Origin of the sequence: Mangrovibacter yixingensis, assembly GCF_020523985.1 — a bacterium.
In the GTDB taxonomy this organism is placed as follows: domain Bacteria; phylum Pseudomonadota; class Gammaproteobacteria; order Enterobacterales; family Enterobacteriaceae; genus Mangrovibacter; species Mangrovibacter yixingensis.
This window is the reverse complement of record NZ_JAIVKM010000007.1, coordinates 140,103-161,076: the sequence shown is the minus strand read 5'-3', so window position 1 is coordinate 161,076 and position 20,974 is coordinate 140,103. Positions and strand designations below refer to the sequence as shown.

Here is a 20,974-nt window from a genome sequence, read left to right as displayed (position 1 = left end):
GGCAGAGGGTACTTACCTCAATACCCGTATCAGTGCGTATGCAGGTTAGCGTACCGCTCGGGTACAACGTGCTTGTCAGAAAAACCGCACAAAATGTTATGCGGCCGATAATGTTGCCAGTTGTTCACTAATTCGCAGGCGCAGTTCATCGTCTGGCTCAAGACGTAATAAATGTTCCAGCCGCCAGCGAGTATCATCGGGTAATGCCCAGGCCTCAAGGACTTGCAGAGCCACACTGCGGTTATGAATCAGTGGGCTGTATAGCCCTGCATCCACCAGGGACCATCCAACGCCCGGGAAACGTTGTAGCCCATATAAGATCCCATCCAGTACATGGTGATCATGCCAGCCATCCCCGATCCCGGATTCAAGAGAAGGGCCGCTCGCGATCTGCGCCAGGTTTAATTGTTGTTCTGCCAGCACCTGAACCATGGTGGCCCGTTCCCTGGCATGGGTTTGCAGCAGCGTATACCAATGGCTTTCGTCCGGGAAATGAAGCTGACGCTCATAGACTTTGGTCCAGGGGTCTTCTCCGCGGCACTGGCTCGCCTGGACTGCCAGATAAAAGCGTGACCAGTCTGGCTGGTCAAATTCTTGGGCAATGCACTCTGCCCATCCTGGATTAGCCAGTATATCCACGGCATTATGGCGTAAATCCAGCCAGTGCGGTGTGTTATCTGTGTCTTCTTCTGCCTGGCGTGCTGCCCAGTTAGCAATGGCACTGGCGCACAGATAATAGTGCAGATCCGCAGGCGGTAAGGGATGTATTCGCTGTAACCAGCGGGTGCAAAGCAGGTGATTGTCGTCATAATTACGCATATCACGAGCAGGGCCGCCAGCAATCAGTGCCTGAATAATGCCAGCAGCACCCAGTAACAGTGCTTCGTCCTGTTCTTCCTGCAACGCCCGGGGTAAGTCCCCGCTACTGGCACAATGCCAGGCGGTGTATTCATTCATAACAGTGTTGTTATAGCCTTTACGCAGCAGCCAGTGACGGACCTCTTCGGGAAGAGGTGTGGGTAAACGTTCAATCAGGTGAATACGACCCCAACCTTCTGCTCGTTGCGCCAGCGTAAACCATATTTGTGCATATTCTTCCTGGCTTAACATGGCGCGCAATGCCACTACTGCATAGAGCGTAAATTCATCATGCCCGCCTAATGTTGTCAGGATTGATACACTCCGATCACCTGGGAAAAACACCAGCAATGCCATAGCGACTTTCACCACATTGCGGTCCGGTGCCTGTGTTGCCAGCCACTCGGCAAACCAGCGCAGGCGTTCGGCTGAAATGGTTCGGGTGTTGGCGATTTCTTGCAATAGGGCATCGATATAACTCAGGGGATAGCCTTCGTTTAGCAAGCTATACAAGCTTTTCATTGCTGGTGCATCGGATGGCACAGCCAGTACAGCCTGGAGTACATGCATAATCAGAGCGACTTTTTGGCGTACGTCATCCGGTTGCCCGGTATGCCATGCCAGTGTTCCATCCAGTGCGCCAGGTGCCCAGCGCAAGCTTTCCTCTTCAGCGGGTGGCTCATCGGGCAATGCCATCTCTTCGCGGTTTTGGCTACGTTGCCAGACCCCCATCCAGTGATAAATGGCTTCACGCTCCGGATCCCAATTTTTCGTAAACCGGGGCGGTTTGTTCTTGCCTGTCAGTTTATCGAACCAGGTGCGCATGGAGCCTCCTTCGTGGGCCGGTTGAGTTGGCATACAGTTAAGTATATATCGGCATTTTTTGGCACTTCCTCAGTCTTTCTATAGCGGATAAATGATAACTGAAGAGAGATATTCATTTTCTGGCGAATTATAATTAAAAGGAGCCGGGGTAAATATGTGATAGTTATTTAATTCTAAGTAACATGAAAATATAAAAAGAGAAAACGTTGTGATTTTAAAGTTAGAGTATTTTTATTTTATGCATCATGGGCGGGTTTGGGATTGTGATGATGTTTTTTAATCATGATTAATTACTGGTAACTAACATAATAAATCATCAATGTTTTTCGGCTTCGGATGTTTTGTTATTTATTTTGTGTTGGTTTTTATTAAAAAAAATTATTTGAGCATTTTCATTTAAATAATTTATTGGCTATCAGCCCCAGCATAGAGGATCGTTTTTATTCCAGGCTAGCTTGTGGCGAAGTTTACTGGGAGGGATGGGCGATAGGCTGGCAACTGATGCGCACTATACTCTTGGCCAGGTGGTGAGTGTGTCGGGGTTCATGGGTTACCTGAAAGGTAAAAGTAGCCTGATGCTCTATGGGCAGTTTGGCAATCTGAAATTCAAATACAGAAACAAAGCATTACAGGCGCATCTGAAAAACCTCCGGCTGTGCTGGAGGTTATTTATTCGTGCTATAACAGGACTGATTCTTTTATAACCCGGCGTGCTCCCAGGTATTTTGATTTCCAGAATTCATTGTTTAATTCACTGATCCGAATATTTTTCCCGGTTCGGGGTGCTTCAATAAACTGACCATCGCCAAGGTAAACACCTACATGATCTGCTGCATTAGGCGTTTTGATACTGAAAAATACCAGGTCGCCTTTACGCAATTGCTGGCGGTGAATCTGGCTGAGTTGCTGGTCCTGATACATGGCGTTTGCGGTACGGGGTAATTTACGGTTAAGAAGCGGGTTAAAGGCGTACCACACTAAGCCACTGCAATCAAAGCCACTTGCTGGTGAGTGACCTCCCCAGACATAGGGTTTCCCCAGTTGTGCTTTCAGGCGGCTTACCACATGATGAATGGTGCTCTGTTCACGTAGTGAATGTGTTTGCCGCCCGGCAGACCTCCGTGGGTCTTCAATGTATTGGGCCGCGTTATGCTGGCCGGGTAACCAGTTGGCATACATTGCCAGCAATTCCCGATTTTTTTCCCGCTCTGCACGCTGGTTTACGGCATGCTTTTGTCGCTGGCCTGGTGTTGATGGCACGGCGGTAGGGGCGTTTTGACGCTGTGCCAGTAATCTATCCCGGTTACGCATCCGCGCCTGTACGGCGTCATCAGCCTGAGCCGCGTTATTATTGGTAGTATTGCGTGCAGTGTGCTGTTTATGCCTGTCTTCATTGCCTGTTGCTATTGCATCCAGTGGCAGGCACAACAAACTGCTCAGTAATAATGATGCCGGTACAGGCAGGTGTTTTGTGACTTTCCTTGTCATAAACGGGTTTATCTCCTTTTCCCTCAGAACCAGATGAGTTATTCCGTTGTCATGCTGATTTTGTCAATAATAGGGGCGACAATATTCTGCCCCTGATGGCCGAAAAACTGGTAGAGCGCTTCACTGGTTGAGTGGGTCAACACCATAATTTCAATACGCCGGTTGGCGGCATGGTGTGGGTCTTCAGGGTGAAACAACATTTGGTCGGCCATGCCACTGACTTGCAAAACGCGTTGTTCATTTAGCCCTGCTTCGGTCAGTACCCGCCGCGCCTGTAATGCCCGGTCACCAGAGAGATTCCAGTTACTGTAGCGCTGTTGGTCACGATACCGGGTGGCATCAGTATGCCCGGTTATTATGATTTTGTGCTCAATGGTGTTCAGTGCGGGGGCAAACTCGCTTAACAACCGCTGAAAAAACGGTGCCAGAATAGCGCTACTACGCTGGAACATTTCCCGCTGCTGGTCATCGGTTATCAGAATGCGTAACCCCTGGGGTACGATTTCAATATGCAGATTAGACTGGGCGTTATAAACCGAAGTGATTTGAGCAATTAAACGTGCCAGTTCTTCAATTTCACGTTGTGAGCGTTCCTCCCGAGCCTGGGGTGTTTCGGGCTCTTGTGTAGCTGTTTGAAGAGCGGTGGCCTGCGCGACAGGAAGGGGGTTACCTGAGGGCTCGAAGAGTGGCAGCGTGTTGCTGCCAGAAGATGTGCTTCGGGACGAAAATATGTCGAACAGTGAATCGGTATAGAGGTTTGAGACAATCTCATGCCGTTCTTCTTCCGAAGATGCCCCCATAATCCACAGCACCATAAACAATGCCATCATCGCCAGTGTGAAGTCAGCAAAGGCGACTTTCCAGGCACCTCCATGGTGGCCTGCGTGGTTGCGACGGGCACTGCGTTTGATTATTGTCGTGCCGTGTCCGCTGTGATTTTTCATCCGGCGTTATCCTGCATTGAATTTACCCAGCCATCCAGTGTTGCGAAGTTGGGTTTTGCATCTATGGGCAACATTTTCCTCCCGGCATCTACGGCCAGTAATGTTGGTTTCCCGGCCACATGGTTTACCAGCACGGTGCGAACACATTCCAGAATTGCCAGTTGCTTTTTCGTACGTTGTTCCATCGCATTTGCCACTGGGTCCATCAGGCAATAGCAGAAAAATACCCCCAGAAAAGTGCCGACCAGGGCCGCAGCAACTTTCACGCCAATTACCGCAATGGAACCGTCAATGGACTGCATGGTGATAATAATCCCCAGTACAGCGGCGCAAATACCGAAACCCGGCATCGCTTCAGCGGTGCGGTGCAATGAGCGAGATGGCAGCAGCAGGTTTTCTTCCATTGCAACCAGTTCCTGTTCGAGCAGGCCTTCCAGTTCATGCTCGTTGATTTTGCCCATGGCCATCAGGCGGAAGTTGTCGGAAATGAATGTGACCAACGCTTTATCGCCCATAATGAGTGGGTACTTCTGAAATAACGCACTATTTTCAGGTGCTTCAATATGCTCATCCAGTGTTTTCAGACCACCTTCTTGCACCAATTCCAACAGTTCAAATAGCAGCATTAATAACTGGCGCTGATATTCGTCGGTATATTCGTTCTTACGCAGTACCCCACGGAACTGGCGATACATTTCTTGTAACACTGAGCGCGGGTTGGCAAGCATTGTGGCACCGAAGCCAGCGCCTAAAATAATAACGATTTCTCCGGGTTGCCAGAAAACTGCCATTTTGCCGCCAGACATCAAAAACCCCCCGACGACACAAACCATAATGACCATTAAACCGATAAATTTTTGCATGTTTGATTCTCAACAAAACAGTGGATCTTCCTGGCGAGCTTTTTGTTTATCTGACATACCCGCGCTTCCGTCAGATTGAGCGTCAGAGCAATTTCTTTCAGGCTCATTTCATGTTGGTAATAAAGCGTGAGGATAAGTAGTTCACGGGAGTCCAGGCTGGCAAGTGCCTGACGCAGCATGTCGGCACTCATTATCTCATCGTCCAGTTCTCGTGATGCGAAGGTATTGCCCAGTAGTGAATTGTGGGTTGACGAAGACAATAACTCATCCAGACTTTGCAGCGTCTTGGCGCTCTCAATTTGCTGGTATTCCATATAGGCTTCAGGAGAAATATTGAGGTGTAAACAAATTTCATCAGGCCGTGGGTTATAGCCAAGTTTGCTGACCAATTTGTTGATTGCATCGTTAAGTTGGTGGTTTTTTTGCCGTAATCGGCGAGAGCGCCAGTCATGTTGGCGCAGCTCATCAAGGATAGCGCCACGAATACGCTGGGAGGCGTACCCAATAAATTGTTCGTCGGGTATGCCATAGCGACGCAGTGAAGAAAGTAACCCCATCAATGCAATTTGTTCCATATCGTCTTTATCGATAATCCCGCTTGCCTGCCAACTAACTTGTTTCAGGATTTTATGCACCAGGGGTAGCCACTCATTCAGGTATTGTGCTTCCTGAATGGGGGTGAGAGCAGCTTCAGTAAATCCATTTGCTGTGTTCATTCGGTAGTCCTTATTTACTGGAACACCATTTTGCTGATGATGACATCCTCAAAAGGCTTACTGGTGTTGAGTTGCTGGAGCTGCTCGTCGTAACGCGTAGTAAGTTTTTGCGTTAGTTCTTCTACTGACATGCCCCGGACATCCGTGTAAGGCAATCCGTTAAGCAGGCCGACGGCAGCACCGCGTAATGCGGGCAGCAATGTTTGAGTGCGCCGGGCATCTTCCGGATTCGTGGTTATCAGCGCTTGTTCCAGCAATAAGTAACGAGGTTCACCGTTATTTCCTTTCAGCGTGACAATCAGATTAGCTATCTCAACAAATTCAACGGAATCTGCTGTGCGATTTTGCAAGGCATCGCCAGTGGTAGACGCGCTCTGGTCATGCTTGTTTCCCATGTGCTGTAGCCCGAATAGGGTAAGTGCGGCGCTACCAGCGGCAACGCACAGGGCTAATACCACTGCACTTAAAATAATTTTGATATTCATAACGCTCCTTGTTATTGCGCTGAGTTATATCGTCAGGATGATGGTTGAATCCTGGTGGCGTTCTGTTGGTGGCACAGTGAGTGACTCTCTGGCGGTTGCCGGGCTGGATTCGTCTGCAGACTGGCCTGCCCCCTCAGGGTGTGATTGGTGAGATGAGCTTCCATGGCCTGTTGATATCAGTACACTGACGCGCTGTTCGGTATCTGCTTCCAGTTGTTCCTGCAGCCCGTGGCTGACCAACCTCAATGCCCGAGCGACCTCTTCATGCTGGGTATGCAATGCAACCTGAAGCTGGCCTTGTTCCATATGCAGTTGAATGTCGATTTTGCCGAGTGACGGTGGGTCCAGACGGATATGTGCAGACTGAGTTCGGTTAGCAATATGCAGTTGTAACCGGGCACCCAAAGCGGCCTGTAACCGTTCAGTTTGCGAGTGTTGGTGTTCCTGGTGTGCCGGCGTTGCCAGACTAGCCGCTGTGGTGGTAGCTGGGCGCTGGCTGGTGTCTGGTGCAACGGGTTCAGGCTGAACAGGTACCGCAAGTGGGGCCTGTGCTGATAGACCAATTTGAATGTGTTGTACGGCTCCGATGCAGTTACCGGGCTGGGTGTCTGGTGCCTGTGTTGCTATTGCTATGGGCTGGTGGTTCGCCACCTGAGGCAGCGCAACCGCATCCCTTGAGCCCATAATCACGGCAGGTTGTTGCTGTACTTCTCCTGCCTGAATCGGCTGTAGTTTGGCCGGTTGCACGCTACCCAGCATCGCCATTGTTGCTGAGGAAGTGGCTGTGGTCTGAGTGACTTCTACTGGCGCTTTGGTTATATCAGTAAAGAAAACACGGTTTACGGATGATGTACGCTCAGCAAGGGGTAAGGGTAGTGCTGTCACCTGGGTTCCGGGTAACGCTGTAGTTGCTCGTGAAATAGCAACTTCATGAGCAACTACAGAGTCATGGGCGACAATTGTGTTATCGCCTGTATCCGCCAGCGGTACTTGAGGATGTACAGAATCGCTTTGTACATCATCGGGCGATAGCGGGGACACGCCTGCTTCCACATTGAGCAGCATATGAGAGAACATTTCCGGAGCTTGCTCTGTGTTGGCTGCGATAGTGCCGGGTTGCGGCAGCAGGCCTGTTTCAGGCTGCGCCGGGAGGGCTTGCCAATGTTGCCCTTGTTCCGATGCCGAGATCCACGCCATTAGCCTAAGTCCTTTTCGTCCATAAATGTTGCATATGCAGCCGCTCTTTCGCGGTTGTTGCGGGTTTGCTCCATTTTTTCCCGCAGGACATCACTTTGTTGGTGGCACCAGGCATTAACCTGGCGATGTGTGGTTTGCAGGACATCAATCGCTTTACTCTGTGCGGGTGACAGCGTTGCTCCCTGCAGGCCACTCAGTAATGACGCAATGTGCTGGTCGACCTGCATGACCAGGGCCCAGTTACGGATACTGGCCGCCTGGCGCAGCTCAGTGGCCAGGCGATAAATAGTGTGCGGGTTAGTCATGAGGCAAGCCCATTTGTTGCCACCCTTGCTGAAGCTGGCGCAGAATCAGGGTGACTTCGTCTACTTGTTCAACCGACAAGGCGTGGCTGCTGTGATAGAGGCGATAAACGCAGTAGTCATAAAGCCGGGACAAATTCGCAGCCACATCACCGCCTTTATCGAAATCCAGCGCACTTGTCAGTGCGTTGAGAATATCAATGCACTTATTCACGCTGGCTGCTTTGTGCTCGAAACGGCGGGCTACAATGTGGCTTTTGGTGCGTTCAAGTTCATCCAATAAACCGTCGAACAGCATCAATACCAACTGATGCGGGTTAGCCGAGGCAATCTGAACAGCAAGGTCAGATGCCTGGTAGTGACCTGAATAGTCTTCTGTGTTGTGGTACATCGGTGTTCCTCCTTAAACTAAACCGAACATGCTCATAGTGCTGTTCATTTGCAGCGTAACTTGTTGTAGCTGAGTGAACTGGCGCAGGTAGCGGTTGTACGCAGTGTCATAACGGGTGTTCATTTTTTCGCTTTTTCGGTCAATTTCTTCCTGGCGGCGATCAAGCGTTTCCTGGCGGCTTTTCAGCAAACCGTCTGTGCTGTTGAGATAGCGGTCGAGGGATTTATCCATACTGCTCAGGAGGCCATCCGGACCATTAAAAAAAGTGGTGACTGATTGTGGGTTGGATTGCAGTTGTTTTGTCAGGGCGTCATTATCAATTTTGAGTTTGCCATTGCGGTCTGCGCTGATACCGAAATCAGCAATGGTGAAGCCATCAATTTCGCTACGTAGTAATGTGTTCAGGTCGCGTTGCAGGGCACTGATTGTAGGGTCGCCCGCCAGAGCACCGCGCTCACCGTCTACACCGTTTGAAGTGAGTGTATTGAGCGAGGTCATTAGTGTGTTCCAGGAGTCAACGAACGTATTCACCTGCTCTTTAGTGGCTTCAGTATCGGTATCAACATTGATGGTGAGCGGCTTCCCTTCGGTGACACCGATTAATTCAACCGTGACCCCTTCAATCAAGTTGTCAATGGTGTTGCTGCTGTGGGTGAATGACACTTCGCCCATGCGGAACTGTGCATCCTGAGCTGCAGAAATTTGTGCCGGGTTGGAGAACAAAGCCTGAGTTGAGTCATCGCCATCAATTTGTACATCGAGGGTATTGGTTGCCCCGGTTTCGTCGCTGCTGAGCATCAGCATGACCTTGCCATCAGTGCGAACCAGCGAAGCTGTTACTCCTGGGTTATTTTCCGCGTTATTTATAGTAGCGGCGAGGTCAGCCAGCGAATCAATGTCCGTCAGGTCTATATTCAGCTCTTCACCCGCCAGATCAATAGTCATGGTACCGCTGGCATTGCTGATATCTTCGTCGGTCAGCCCTGCATAGCCGATTTGATGCGCGCTGGCTAACTGGTCCACTTCAATGTTATAGGTCCCTTTTTGGGCTGTGGCGGTGGTGGTGACATTGGCAATACCTGTCATATTGGTGGTTGCCTGAGTTTGCAGCATGCTCTGGCCCGACTGGTTCATACCCTGGATTGATGTACGGAAATCTGTCAGTGCTGTACGAAGGGCCCGCAATGCAGTTTGCTGGGCGTTCAGAGTGGCGGTTTGCGTTTTAATCGCATTCTGCATGGGCTGGATATCGTAAAACGCCAGTTGGGTTGCCAGCGTTTGAGGATCAAGGCTGAGTAAATCGGACATAATTAATTTTTCCCTTAAAACAATAAAAACAAGTGCGCGACCTTCCTTTCCACCAGGCGCTGGCATGGGTGATGGCTGTGCTTTATTGCGATATCTTGCGCCTCACGGTTCTATAATTAGCAAGGTGCGTGCCAACTTATTTTTTATTTAAAATCAAATGATTAAATTTGGTGAGGAAAGTGGATTTCCGCCTGTGTCGTGAAAGCGGAAGTCAACGCGGTAAAAAAAACACCGCCAGAGCGGTGTTTTTTAAATAAGTTTGCAACAAGGATTAACCCAGCAGAGACATTACCATGCCAGACATGCTGTTAGACTGGCGCAGCATAGACATACTGGTTTGTGCCAGCATCTAGTTGCGGGTCATGTTGGTGGCTTCTGCTGCAAAGTCAGCATCGCGAATGTTGCCAAGGCCAAGCTCGGTGTTGTCCTTCATGTTGGCAAGGTTCGCTGCAGAGTGGCCCAGGCGGTTGATATTGGCACCAAAGGTGGAACGCATGGCGCTGACTTCATCAATAGCGGTTTCCAGCTCTGTCATAAACTCCTGAGCATCATCTGCATCGTCGACAGACAAGTCTGCCAGGTCTTTTACTATATCGCGCAGGTCATCGAGTTGATCAGAGATATCCAGTTTCATGGCTTCACCAGCGCTCGCGCCGATCTGGAAATTCAGCTCATCGTCGAATTTTCCACCAGCAGCAAACAGCTTATCGCCAGCATAAGAGGTGTTGCCCATAATATTATCCAGTTCTGCACTCAACTGATCGAGTTCGCCCTGAATTGCGGCGCGGTCTGCTGCAGAGTTGGTATCGTTCGCACCCTGGGTAGCCAGGTCCTTCATGCGGTACATGATATTGGTCATTTCATCGAATGCACCTTCGCCAGTTTGCAACAGAGCTGTGGCATCACTGATATTACGCTGTGCCACCGCCATACCACTAACCTGGCCTTGTAAGCGGGAAGCGATTTGCAGCCCTGCTGCATCATCTGCTGCTGAGTTAATACGTTTCCCCGTACCCAAACGCTCCATAGCAGTAGAGAGCATACTGTTGGATTTGTTCATTGCATTAACTGCTGCCATGGAAGATGAGCTGGTAAAAATGGACATTGACATAAAATTTATTTCCTTAGTGAGCTGTGTATCAGGTGGATTCCTGCCACTGGATAAAACGGACCATTCATGGCAGAAATTAAATTCTTTTTTCAGAACAATGTAGAAAAATATTTTTTACCATAATTTATTGATTTTATTGCTTTTTAGTGAAGTAATTTTGAGTAACCGGGAAAATAAAGGAAATGTAAATTATCCACATTTTATTTAATTTTCCTCATCTAGCGACCGGGAGATGAGAGATAATTCTTATTATGTTAAACAGATGTGCTACTTGTTTTTTTGAGTTTGATTTGATGTAGGCATTAAGCAAGTAGGATAAAGTGAAAAGGTTATTTATGGCATAGAAAAGTATGTCAAATAGTCTTGAATGGAAATTTCTGTCTTGTTTTCATTACCTTATTTTGCTTTATTTAAGTTATGTTATGAATGACTTCATGGTTTATGTTATAATCTATTATTATAGTAAGTTAACAATATGTAGATCATATTAAGTGATGTTATTAAGCACTCTCTATTCTTTGGATATATTATTTAAAATAAATTATGGAATTGGTTATGGTATGCTTGTGACCAAATCATGTAGATACCATAAGCTGTGTTTGGCGCCATGAGTAGTAAACGTTTATTTTTGGTCTCTCCTGCTGCAAATGGGATAAGGGACGTTAAAATAGTACAAGAACAAATGCTACCAGAGGAGTGGGGCATTTAAGGAAATAGTCTGTGACCAGCGGTTTTAGAATGGATAAACACGATTATCTTATTAATGACTGGTTAATCGATGAATCGGCAAATGCGCTGGTTCATGCTGAGACAGGTGAAATACGCAAGCTTGGCGAATACCAGTTTCGCCTGCTAATCGTATTGGTTGAGCACGCAGGTAGTGTGCTGAGCCGCGAAGATATCACTAATATGGTATGGGTGCATCGTGTCATAGGCAGCAACAGTCTGCCAAATGCGATACATGCCCTGCGCACTGCTCTGGAAGATGACGGTAAAAAACAACGTATTATTCGCACAATTCCCAAGCGAGGTTATTTATTATCGTCGGAATATTGCCGTACTCAGCCTCGCAAACAATCACACAATTATATTGTGGGTAATACCGCTGCTGCCTTATTACCAGCGGACCTGGTTGAGTTGCAAACCGATTTCATAAAAGCTGCTGCTGCCGCTAGTGAATTAGAGCATACACTCGATGAACCACTCGGCCACCAGTCGTCACCTGAAGAATCTGTGGAAGAGGTTCAGGTAGCAACCACTACGGTATCTGTGGCCGAAGAGCCTCCTGGCGATGTGAAACCCACTTCTCAATCGGTTCCCCTGCAGGTATTAAACTGGCTTCGTCAACCTTTAAATCTGTCATTGCTGCTCGCTACAGTGGTGCTGGTGTTCCTTGCCGGGCAAGTTTTGTGGCATGAACACCATGATGTGCACCTGTCAGTGAACCGGAGTAATGAAACAGCATTCAGCCATATTCGTTTGTATGGCATTGAAGAGAAAGGCGTAAGAAGTAACAGTAAAGACAACCTGTTCGCTCGGCTTCAGAAAACATTTTATACGCTGAATACTGAGTTAAACGAGAGGTCTGCCAGCATGTCGGTGTATTACCAGGCACTCGGCCAGTCTCTGAATTATAGCTTTATTGTTAAAGGCCCGTGTAGCCAGCAACAGTATGTAATGGTGATCCATCACTGGCGTGTGAATACAGAGCGCCTTAATGATCTGATTTTGAAAGAAACCCGGAGAGAAATGCATGACCTGGCGACCTGCACTAAAAATTAGTGTGCTTATCGGGCTGGTTTGCGCTATTGCCGCCTTGCTGTGGTATCAGAATCGTTGGTCTATTTATACTTGGGTCGGGGTGCGTGGCAATGTGGTAGGGACTATCCCGTTTGGCTACTATGATCTGAGCTCAGAAAAGAGTGAGCATTATGATTTTATTACTAAAATTGTTAATAATGAATTGATTACCACTTTTGTCAGCACGGATGGTAATAACTTCCTTATGCAGGGAAAATTCATTATGCGGCGTAATGATGGTGAGCGGCGCTTCTACGAATTCCACCCGGTTGCGTTTTCCACGGAAAAAAAGAACCTGATGCTGGAGAACATGATGGATCTGTTTTTAAGCCGTGAAATTGAAACGTGGCGACTGGTTATTGATGGGCAAAGTGTCTTTGTTTGGCAAAGCGGTGGTATTTACCTCCCACCGCGTTGAGCTGAACCGCTACAAAGAATCATGATATTACCCGAGTAAATGCCTTACGGTCGCTTGGGGAATGTTGGCCTGTGCTGACAGTGCTTGAGCCAGTTGTTCGAAATGGTTTCGGCTGCTGGCCAGTTGGCGTGCCAGGCCTTGCGCTGTTTGCTGAACATGTTGTGTGGTCAGCGCTGGTGACATTTCACGGATCCTCACTGTTACGCTGGCTTTATGCTGGCGCAGGGTTGTTTGCTGGTGAGTGATATGGTGCAACGCCTGCTCTACTTCCCTGCGAGCAACATTATTCCACATTCCTGTTAACTGTTGCAGGTTATCTACCGGGCTTGCCTGAGTCATTGGCGATAACAGCGTAAAGCTGTCTGCTGGAAAATGAACGCCTTCTCCCCGTACCCGCAATGACCCTTTTAGTTCATCCCAATGCGATTCATTCGCCGTAAACTGACACTCGCCCTTAGGACCGAATTCGCCATGAATACCGAATTTACCCAGGCAGGTATTCAGGTGCGCCAGAATTTGCCGAGGTGACGATGTTTCAGGTAACGTCACCGCCGCCAGGTGGTTGTACCCCTTCCCAGCGGCAAAGATTAGTGTTTCACCTTGTGGCTGGAAGAATAACTCGCTCGGGAATCCCAGACTGAATTGTATTTGAGAGGCCTGGGTCAGCGTGACATTCAGCTGCCGGTCTACTGTACCCGCAGACTGTTGAAGGCGCTGTGTCAGCTGTTGTTGTAGCTCTGCAGGGCGGGCACCTGCCTGGCCTTTTGTGTGGCGATAATGCAGTAACACGCCTTCCAGATTCTGTAGGTAATCTTCGGCTTGCTGAATGGCTGTAAGTTGCGCATTGAGTTGAGTGTTGTAACGCGCAGGTTTGCGTGACAACAACGCCGGTTCAGGGAAGTCGGGGGTGGTTACCTTTGCTGGCGTGCTGACACGGGCGGCCTGCTGCATTTTGTTGGTGCGCGCAGCCGCGGTTTGCGTTAGGTGGGTTTTTGTTGGGGATAAACTAACCTGCATAACGTGTTACCCCATCGAGTTAAATAAAGACAACTGGTTCACCATGTTCCATGCTCTGAAAGTGATTTGGGTTGCGTTAACATAGAGTTGTAGCTCAATGGTTGATGTCGCTACATCAGCATCAGCCAGTTCGCTCAACACCATACCGTTTGCTGTGCTGACATCAGTATGGGCATTTTGCAGCAAGGTCAGCTGGTTTTGGCGGCCACCCAGTTCGGTAAAAATCGCACCAATCTCGTCCTGAGCGTCACTGACTGCATCAAGCAGGTTCTGGATATCTTGCTGGTAAGTGGCTGGAGAAACTGCCGGGTCCTGCATTTTTTCGCTCAGCGTATACAGCTCATTCAGTAAACCCAGTTCATCACCACCCAGGCTCAGGCATTGTGCCAGATGGACGTTTTCCGTGACCTGAACACCATTGGCGACGGTGGTTTCTCGGGTATTGTGGTTACCCATAAACACCCAGCTTTCTGTGGCATCATCCCACTGTATTGGGGCTGTCTGGTTCTTCGTGCCACCAAACAAATAACTACCAGAAGCACTTTTGGTGTTTACAGTGTCAACCAGGGAATCAAGCAGCATGTTGAGTTCCATGCCAAAACCTTGCATGTTTTTATCACCATTTGAACCGTTAGCCGCTTGTAATAGGGTGTCGTTCATAGCCCAGAGCAGGTCGCTGGCGCTTTGTACTTGAGCTTCCTGAGTCGACAATGAGCCAGAGAGGCGGGTAATATTGTCCTGGTACTGTGCAATAGTTGATTGTTCCCGCTGTAGCTGGTTAATCCGTGTTGCGGCGATGGGGTCGTCAGAGGGCACATTTACCCGCTTTTGTGTCGACAGTTGCTGCATAATTTGGCTCATTTTCATATTGTTATTGTGCATTTGCGACAACATCACTTGTGTGTTATTCAGGCTGCTTACCCGCATGAATTATTCCTTCCCTGATTAAAAAAGACCGAGGAGATCATTGAACAGTTGATTACCTGCCGAGATGACCTTCATATTTGACTGGTATGCCTGCATATAAATTTGCAGATTGATAGCTTCTTCATCCTGATTGACTGCACTGAGGTTATCGCGCTGTTGTAGCGCCTGTTCAAGAATAGTTAACGAGGCAGTCAGTTCTATCTGATTATTGCGGCTGTCGATGCCAAGTGTTGATACCATCGAGGCACTGGCTTCTGCAAGGGTCATATTGCCAAGCCCAGGCAAGTTGAATTTCTGGTCCTGAATAGCCAGGATTAACTGTAAATTATCGCCGTTTCCGGGTTCATCTGGCATTCCTGAAAGCGCCAGTTCGCTCGGGCTGAGCGTATTCACCTGCAACATGCCCGCCGGGTTGTTCGGATCAAACGAGAATAAAGGTTTCCCTGGGTTACCATTCAGATCGTAGCCTTGCGCTAACTGGTCATTCACCTGCTGGGCCAGGGCTTCAGCCATGCCTTGTAGAGCAACTTCCATGTCATTCAATGTGCCGATTTCGTAATCATACAACGCCCCCAATTGCCCACCTGGTGAAGCGGACAAAGGAAAAGTGTGATCGGCAAATTGCAAGCTTAATACGGGGAGGCCATTCTCATCACGCTCACTACTCATTTGGCCTGCAGTGGTACCACTGACCAGTGGCTGGCCACTTTTCATACTAATGTTGTAATGGCCATGGCTGTTTTCTACCACGTTAACTTCAGTTAACAGGCTTAATTCTCTTACCAGCTCGTCGCGCTGATCGCGTAAGACATTGCTGTTGCCGCCTGTACTTTCCATGGCAGCAATTTTCTGGTTGTACTCGGCAATACCTGTTGTCAGCGTATTTATCTGAGAAACTGTGGCATCTCTCTGGCTGTTTATTGACATGCGCTGGGAGTTAATCATGTCCTGGGTATTGTTAAAACGAGTTGCCATTGCTCGGGATTGGTTAAGAAACTGCTGGCGCAATGCAGGTGATTCTGGTTGGGTGGTTAATTCGCTCAGGGCACTAAAAAAATCATCCAGCCCATTACCGATGCTGGTGCTGTCATTGCCAATCACCTGCTCCAGAGCGCTGAAATATTGCTGATTGATTTGGTAATAACTGGCCTGGCTGCTGGTGTGCCATACCTGGTTTACCAGATATTGGCTCGATATGCGGCGAATGCTGTCTACCTGTACGCCATTGCCAACCTGAGCCGTGCCATAAGGGCCGACAGCGCTTTGGACTATGCCTTGCCGGCTGTAACCTGGAGTCAGCATATTGGCGACATTCATTGCCGTCGTATTCATGCCCATTTGAGCGGTTTGTAACCCGCTGTATGCGGTATTAATCATGTTCATTCGTCGTTTCCATACCGGGATAAATCTTCACATTCCATTGCGGGAAGTCCCGCAGTTATCTGACTAAAACGGTCAATCTGCCCAGGTTCTTAAGTTGCGGACTTGTTCTGCCCACCCAGTTGCGCAAGTATCATGCGGCTAATACCTACACTGCCTTGCGCTGCCAGATGGTCTGCAAGTTGGTCATCATAAAGTTCGCGCAGCATAGTTTGCTGTTTGCTGTTAAACAGCGAGTCCTGATTCAGGGCGGTATTGGCACTGCGCATTTGGCTGAGCAAAGTACGCAGAAACATCGCTTCAAATTGGCTGGCAGCTTCCGCCAAATTTTGTGGGCGGGATTCACCCATTGCCAGGCTTCCCGGTGAACTGGTGGTTGAGGATAATGAGGTTATCATGGGTATGGCTCCTTAAATCACAACCAACTCGGCATCCAGCGCGCCAGCTTCATGCAGCGCCTGTAAAATGGCCATCGTGTCATCAGGGGCAGCACCTAAGCTGTTAATAGTGTTCACAATACTACGTAAATTGGTGCCCGCCGGAAGCGCTACCATATGCCCCCGTTCGCGGAGTATTTCAATCTCGCTTTGTGGTGCTGCTACTGTCGTGCCATTACTTAGTGCTCCGGGCTGGCTTACTTGGGTGGATTCGTTAATGGTGACGGTGAGGTTGCCGTGGGCGACTGCTGCTGCACGCACCACAACGCCATCGCCAATCACGACAGTGCCAGTACGTGAGTTGAAAACCACCCGTGGGATAACCTTGCCTGAATTCACCTGGACATCTTCAAGCAGAGACATAAACGACACCCGGCTGGCACTGTCTGCCGGGGCATTCACGCTGATATTGGTTGCGCTCTGTGCAGTGGCTGTGCCTGCACCAAATGCAGTGTTGAGAGCCATTGCTACATTATTGGCGGTACTAAAGCTTGGGCGCTTCAAGTTGAGAGTGACCTGCCCACTGGTGTGAAAATCGGATTCAACCGGGCGCTCAACGGTGGCACCATTAGGAATGCGCCCAGTAGTTGGTGTATTTATGGTGATACTGGAACCGCTGCTACCTTCCGCCTTAATGCCACCTACAACCACATTACCTTGCGCCAGCGCATACACTTCACCATCTGCCCCGCGCAATTGTGTTAACAGCAAGGTACCACCACGCAGGCTTTTGGCGTCACCAATAGACGATACTGTAATATCAATGGTTTGCCCGGGAGAATACCCCGGCGGCAACGTGGCGCTGATCGCGACGGCTGCGACATTTTTTACTTTTGGGGAAATATTAGCGGGCATTTGCACACCGAACTGGCGCAACATATTGGTGACCGACTGGCTGGTAAATTTCACCTGATTTTTATCACCCGTACCGTCCAGTCCAACCACCAGGCTATAGCCAATAAGCTGATTGCCACGTACGCCCTGAATATCGACCAGGTTACCCAGCCGTTCTGCGTGGGCGCTTACGGTAACCAGTAACAGGCACAACAGTGAACAGAATCCTTTCATTGTGTTTTCCTTACATAGGGAACAGTGGGTGGTTGAAGAAACGGGTTAACCACCCGGCAGAGTTGGCATCACTTAGCGCCCCCCGGCCGGCATAGGCAATACGTGCATTGGCGATACGTTGGGAAGACACTGAGTTATCCGGCTCGATATCTTCTGCCCTTACCAGCCCTGTTACCCGCATATACTCATCACCCTGGTTCAGGGTAAGCCACTTTTCTCCGCGAATGGCAAGCACCCCATTGGGTTGCACGCTGTATACCGCTACGGTAATCGCACCGCGCAGGCTGTTTTGCTGTTGGCTGGTTGCATTGCCATTAAAATTACGGCTGCCATCCAGGGAGCCTGATAGTTTGTCGATGGACTGACCAAAAGCTTCCGGTATGCCAATCGAAACATCGTTCTTTTTGCCGAAATTGGTACGTGCCTGCTTGCTGGCCTGGGTGGATTCATCCAGATGGATAGTTAGAATATCTCCTACCCTGTAAGCCCGGCGGTCCTGTACCAGCGACCAGTTGTATCCGGCGCTGTATAACCCACCATTAGTGGGTTTAGCTGGCGCTTCAACAGGCATTACCGGAGGAGCGTACTGGGCGTCATCTTTATGAACCAGCAGGGTCTGGCTTTCGCACCCCACCAGAAAAAATGCTGCACCGGCTACCATCATGGTTGCTCTATTCATCACTGTGTGCCTCTTATTACAATGCCTGAGTGACAAACTTCAGCATGTCATCGGCAGCAGACACCATTTTGGCGTTCATTTCATAAGCCCGTTGAACCATGATCATGTCCACCATTTCTTCAACTACCTGCACGTTAGAGCCTTCAAGCGAGCCTTGTTCCAGGTGCCCAAAGGCCTCTTCGCCGGGGACACCTTCCACAGCATCGCCACTAGCGGCGGTTTCCCGGTACAGGTTGCCACCCAAGGCTTCCAGCCCGGCTGGGTTAACGAAGTTCACTAACGTGATTTGCCCTAATTCCACCAGGTCGGTTTCCCCTGCTATAGTGGCGCTTACTGTGCCATCACGGGCAATTTGAAGAGACTGTACATTTTCTGGGAGGTCGATTTGTGGAACCAGTGGCAGCCCCTGAGCATTGGTTATCATACCGTCGGGATTTATTTGCAGGTTTCCAGCCCGTGTATAGGCAATGTCACCATCACTGGTTTCCACCTGGAAAAAGCCCTGCCCTGAAATGGCGATATCCAGATCCTTACCTGTATTTTGAATGCTACCCACGGTAAATTCTTTCTGGGTCCCTGTAACTTTTACGCCGCTACCGTACTGGATCCCAGTGGGTGCAGTATTGTTCTGATCCAGTAAGGCACCTGGTGCGCGTTGGTTCTGGTAAAACAAATCAGAAAACATTACCCGGTCGCGTTTAAAACCCGTTGTGTTTACGTTTGCCAGGTTGTTGGAAATAGCGGCCATTCGAGCATCCTGTGCTGCCAGGCCAGTTTTACTTATCCATAATGCGGGGTTCATTGTTCATCCTTTGTTGTTCTTGCGGGCACATCATGCGCCGCGTAATAACCGGTTTCCGGCATTCGCAAGTTCTTCTGCGGCTTTCATCATCTTGATTTGTGCTTCGAACTGGCGGTTCAGCGCAATGCTGGACAGCATTTCATCCATCACAGAAACATTGGCGCTTTCCAGGTGTCGGCTGGCAACGACGATATCTTCATCGCGAGGGTTTTCCTGTGCGGCGGTAACCAAAAACCCTGCTTCATTTTTGCTGAGGTCGGCACCAGGAATACTCACCAGTTTAATACGGTCAACATCCAGTGGTGCTGCCATATTGCCGTCCTCTGCCACCAGAGAAATCACCCCGTCATCACTGATATGCAGAGCAGAGAAAGGCGGCAGAATAATGGGGCCATTATCGCCAATGACTGGGTAGCCATTAATGCTGAGGTCGCCTTCTGGCCCAAGGGTAATTTGCCCGTTACGGGTATAGACCTCCCTGTCATTTGCCGCCAGCGCGATCAGCCCTTCGCCTTTAATGGCAATATCCAGATCGCGCCCGGTTTCACGCAAAGCAGCAGGTGATGTATCTACGGCACTGGTTGCGGTATTAACAAGTTGGCGTGATGCGTAGCCTGCGGCAGTAAGCAACTGGCTATTGGCTGTTTCCAAATCGCGACGAAACCCAGCAGTATTGACGTTCGCCAGGTTATTCGCATGGATCTGCTGGCGAGCTAAATTACGCGAGGCACCGCTGACTGCGGTAAAAATCAGCTTATCCATTACACCGCCTGGAACAGGGAGCTCAGCATATTGTCATTGGTGCTGATCACTTTGGTATTGGCCTGGTAGTTGCGTTGTGCGGTCATCAGGCCAACCAGTTCATTGGTTAAGTCCACATTGGACGATTCCAGTGCACCGGCAACGATATTGCCCAATAAACCGGTACCGGGCCTGCCGATAATTGGCTCACCGGAGCTGGATGTTTGTACCCAGGTGGTACCATCCTGACTGGATAAACCATTCGCGTTGGTGAAGGTCGCCAGTACCAATTGCCCCTGAAGCATGCGCTCACCGTTTGAGTAGGTAGCGTACACGTAACCTTCATCGTCAATCATTTGCCCGGTACATTCGCCAGACGTGTAACCATTGCCTTGGTTTTTGCTGACTGAAAACTCGGAGCCAAATTGTGTTGAACCGCTGTAGTTCACCGCCAGCGATAATGGTGCGGCACCGGGAATATCCATCTGAATATCCACTGGTGTGGTGGGGGAAGACAATATGCCCTGTTCAGTAAATGACAGGGTTTGTGGGCCAGTTGGAGAATCAACAGGTTCGCCATTCAGGGTGTACCAAACTTCCCAAGTGTTATCGTCAGTTTTCACATAATACTGGTTCAGCGTATGTTCCCGGCCCAAAGAGTCATATACCTGTGTGGTGTAGACATTGTTCCAGCTTTCGCTGTTGTCGGCGTCGAAAGGTGTCACTTCTGGCACATCGGCTCGGGCATCCAGATTGGTGGTAAAATCCAGGCTGCTGGTACTTTTGGCCGCAATGGCGTTGTTATTGATTTGCAGTCCAGAGACGGTACCGGTTTGCAGATTTCCATTCGCATCGACCGGGTTGCCCTGTAACTGCATACCCAGGTTGTTCACCAGGTTGCCATTTGCATCGGTGCCAAAATAACCCGCACGGGTAAACGCTGTATTACCGCCAGCATCTTGCACCATAAAAAAGCCATTACCGGAAATTGCCAGGTCCAGACTATTTCCGGTGGAAGCAATACTTCCGCCTTTGGTAATACTCTGTGTCATGCCAGTAACACCCACTCCCAGTGGTTGGCTGGAGGCATATAGAGAAGCGAACTCCGCCCGGCCAGATTTAAATCCCACCGTACCGGAGTTGGCAATATTGTTGGAAATTGCGCCGAGTTGGTCGTTAATGGCATTCAGACCAGAAATAGCAACATTGAAGCTCAT

At 49.4% G+C, this 20,974-nt stretch carries 21 protein-coding genes and 2 pseudogenes; 3 read left to right on the top strand and 20 right to left on the bottom strand.

The annotated features are described in order from the left end of the window. Positions 1–96: 96 nt before the first annotated feature. Positions 97–1,683 carry a hypothetical protein gene (locus LC084_RS19070; RefSeq protein WP_226572907.1) on the bottom strand — a complete coding sequence of 529 codons (1,587 nt, stop codon included), beginning with the start codon at positions 1,681–1,683 and terminating at the stop codon, positions 97–99. 527 nt (positions 1,684–2,210) lie between these two features. Here LC084_RS19070 and LC084_RS19065 point away from each other — a divergent pair. Continuing rightward, positions 2,211–2,306, top strand: a pseudogene (locus LC084_RS19065) (IS200/IS605 family transposase); the annotation flags it as partial. Between the two features lie 55 nt (positions 2,307–2,361). Here LC084_RS19065 and LC084_RS19060 read toward each other — a convergent pair. From LC084_RS19060 to LC084_RS19015, 10 genes and pseudogenes are all read right to left on the bottom strand, one after another. Then, positions 2,362–3,171: a C40 family peptidase gene (locus tag LC084_RS19060; protein ID WP_226572905.1), complete on the bottom strand. Its 810-nt coding sequence runs from the start codon at positions 3,169–3,171 to the stop codon at positions 2,362–2,364. 38 nt (positions 3,172–3,209) lie between these two features. Continuing rightward, positions 3,210–4,115, bottom strand: coding sequence for a putative lateral flagellar export/assembly protein LafU (gene lafU, locus LC084_RS19055; RefSeq protein ID WP_226572903.1), 906 nt, complete (start codon positions 4,113–4,115; stop codon positions 3,210–3,212). Next, on the bottom strand, positions 4,112–4,978 hold the full coding sequence (gene motA, locus LC084_RS19050; RefSeq protein ID WP_226572902.1) for a flagellar motor stator protein MotA: 867 nt from the start codon (positions 4,976–4,978) through the stop codon (positions 4,112–4,114). Before motA ends, lafU begins: the two co-directional genes overlap by 4 nt. Next, complete coding sequence (locus LC084_RS19045) at positions 4,957–5,694, bottom strand: FliA/WhiG family RNA polymerase sigma factor (protein WP_226572901.1); 738 nt, start codon at positions 5,692–5,694, stop codon at positions 4,957–4,959. The genes motA and LC084_RS19045 overlap by 22 nt, the downstream gene beginning before the upstream one ends. 14 nt (positions 5,695–5,708) lie before the next feature. Then, a complete protein-coding gene (locus tag LC084_RS19040) occupies positions 5,709–6,179 on the bottom strand; it encodes a flagellar basal body-associated FliL family protein (RefSeq protein ID WP_226572899.1) in 471 nt (156 codons plus the stop codon). Between the two features lie 24 nt (positions 6,180–6,203). Further along, on the bottom strand, positions 6,204–7,376 hold the full coding sequence (locus tag LC084_RS19035) for a flagellar hook-length control protein FliK (protein WP_226572897.1): 1,173 nt from the start codon (positions 7,374–7,376) through the stop codon (positions 6,204–6,206). Further along, positions 7,376–7,681: a hypothetical protein gene (locus LC084_RS19030; protein ID WP_226572895.1), complete on the bottom strand. Its 306-nt coding sequence runs from the start codon at positions 7,679–7,681 to the stop codon at positions 7,376–7,378. Before LC084_RS19030 ends, LC084_RS19035 begins: the two co-directional genes overlap by 1 nt. Beyond that, a complete protein-coding gene (gene fliS, locus LC084_RS19025) occupies positions 7,674–8,069 on the bottom strand; it encodes a flagellar export chaperone FliS (protein ID WP_226572893.1) in 396 nt (131 codons plus the stop codon). Before fliS ends, LC084_RS19030 begins: the two co-directional genes overlap by 8 nt. A gap of 12 nt (positions 8,070–8,081) precedes the next feature. Continuing rightward, a complete protein-coding gene (fliD, locus tag LC084_RS19020; protein ID WP_226572890.1) occupies positions 8,082–9,377 on the bottom strand; it encodes a flagellar filament capping protein FliD in 1,296 nt (431 codons plus the stop codon). A 271-nt stretch (positions 9,378–9,648) separates the two neighbouring features. Then, a pseudogene (locus LC084_RS19015) lies at positions 9,649–10,488 on the bottom strand (flagellin N-terminal helical domain-containing protein). A gap of 738 nt (positions 10,489–11,226) precedes the next feature. On the opposite strand from LC084_RS19015, the gene LC084_RS19010 reads away from it, so the two are divergent. Next, positions 11,227–12,270 carry a winged helix-turn-helix domain-containing protein gene (locus LC084_RS19010; protein WP_226572888.1) on the top strand — a complete coding sequence of 348 codons (1,044 nt, stop codon included), beginning with the start codon at positions 11,227–11,229 and terminating at the stop codon, positions 12,268–12,270. Beyond that, positions 12,242–12,706, top strand: coding sequence for a hypothetical protein (locus tag LC084_RS19005; protein WP_226572886.1), 465 nt, complete (start codon positions 12,242–12,244; stop codon positions 12,704–12,706). The genes LC084_RS19010 and LC084_RS19005 overlap by 29 nt, the downstream gene beginning before the upstream one ends. Before the next feature lie 27 nt (positions 12,707–12,733). Here LC084_RS19005 and LC084_RS19000 read toward each other — a convergent pair whose 3' ends face one another. The 9 genes from LC084_RS19000 to flgE form a co-directional block, all read right to left on the bottom strand. Next, positions 12,734–13,723 (bottom strand): hypothetical protein, encoded by a 990-nt coding sequence (locus LC084_RS19000; RefSeq protein WP_226572884.1) that lies wholly within the window; start codon positions 13,721–13,723, stop codon positions 12,734–12,736. Positions 13,724–13,729: 6 nt separating this feature from the next. Next, positions 13,730–14,650: a flagellar hook-associated protein FlgL gene (flgL, locus tag LC084_RS18995; RefSeq protein ID WP_226572882.1), complete on the bottom strand. Its 921-nt coding sequence runs from the start codon at positions 14,648–14,650 to the stop codon at positions 13,730–13,732. Positions 14,651–14,668: 18 nt separating this feature from the next. After that, positions 14,669–16,033: a flagellar hook-associated protein FlgK gene (flgK, locus tag LC084_RS18990; protein ID WP_226572880.1), complete on the bottom strand. Its 1,365-nt coding sequence runs from the start codon at positions 16,031–16,033 to the stop codon at positions 14,669–14,671. Positions 16,034–16,122: 89 nt separating this feature from the next. After that, positions 16,123–16,428 carry a rod-binding protein gene (locus LC084_RS18985; RefSeq protein WP_226572878.1) on the bottom strand — a complete coding sequence of 102 codons (306 nt, stop codon included), beginning with the start codon at positions 16,426–16,428 and terminating at the stop codon, positions 16,123–16,125. Between the two features lie 12 nt (positions 16,429–16,440). Beyond that, positions 16,441–17,535 (bottom strand): flagellar basal body P-ring protein FlgI, encoded by a 1,095-nt coding sequence (locus LC084_RS18980; protein WP_226572876.1) that lies wholly within the window; start codon positions 17,533–17,535, stop codon positions 16,441–16,443. 10 nt (positions 17,536–17,545) lie between these two features. Further along, a complete protein-coding gene (gene flgH / locus LC084_RS18975; protein ID WP_226573038.1) occupies positions 17,546–18,199 on the bottom strand; it encodes a flagellar basal body L-ring protein FlgH in 654 nt (217 codons plus the stop codon). Positions 18,200–18,230: 31 nt separating this feature from the next. After that, entirely contained in the window at positions 18,231–19,016 is a 786-nt protein-coding gene (flgG, locus tag LC084_RS18970; protein ID WP_226572874.1) for a flagellar basal-body rod protein FlgG, read from the bottom strand. Between the two features lie 30 nt (positions 19,017–19,046). Further along, positions 19,047–19,778, bottom strand: a complete 732-nt coding sequence (locus LC084_RS18965) for a flagellar basal body rod protein FlgF (protein ID WP_226572873.1) — start codon at positions 19,776–19,778, stop codon at positions 19,047–19,049. Then, positions 19,778–20,974, bottom strand: coding sequence for a flagellar hook protein FlgE (flgE, locus tag LC084_RS18960; RefSeq protein WP_226572872.1), 1,197 nt, complete (start codon positions 20,972–20,974; stop codon positions 19,778–19,780). The genes LC084_RS18965 and flgE overlap by 1 nt, the downstream gene beginning before the upstream one ends.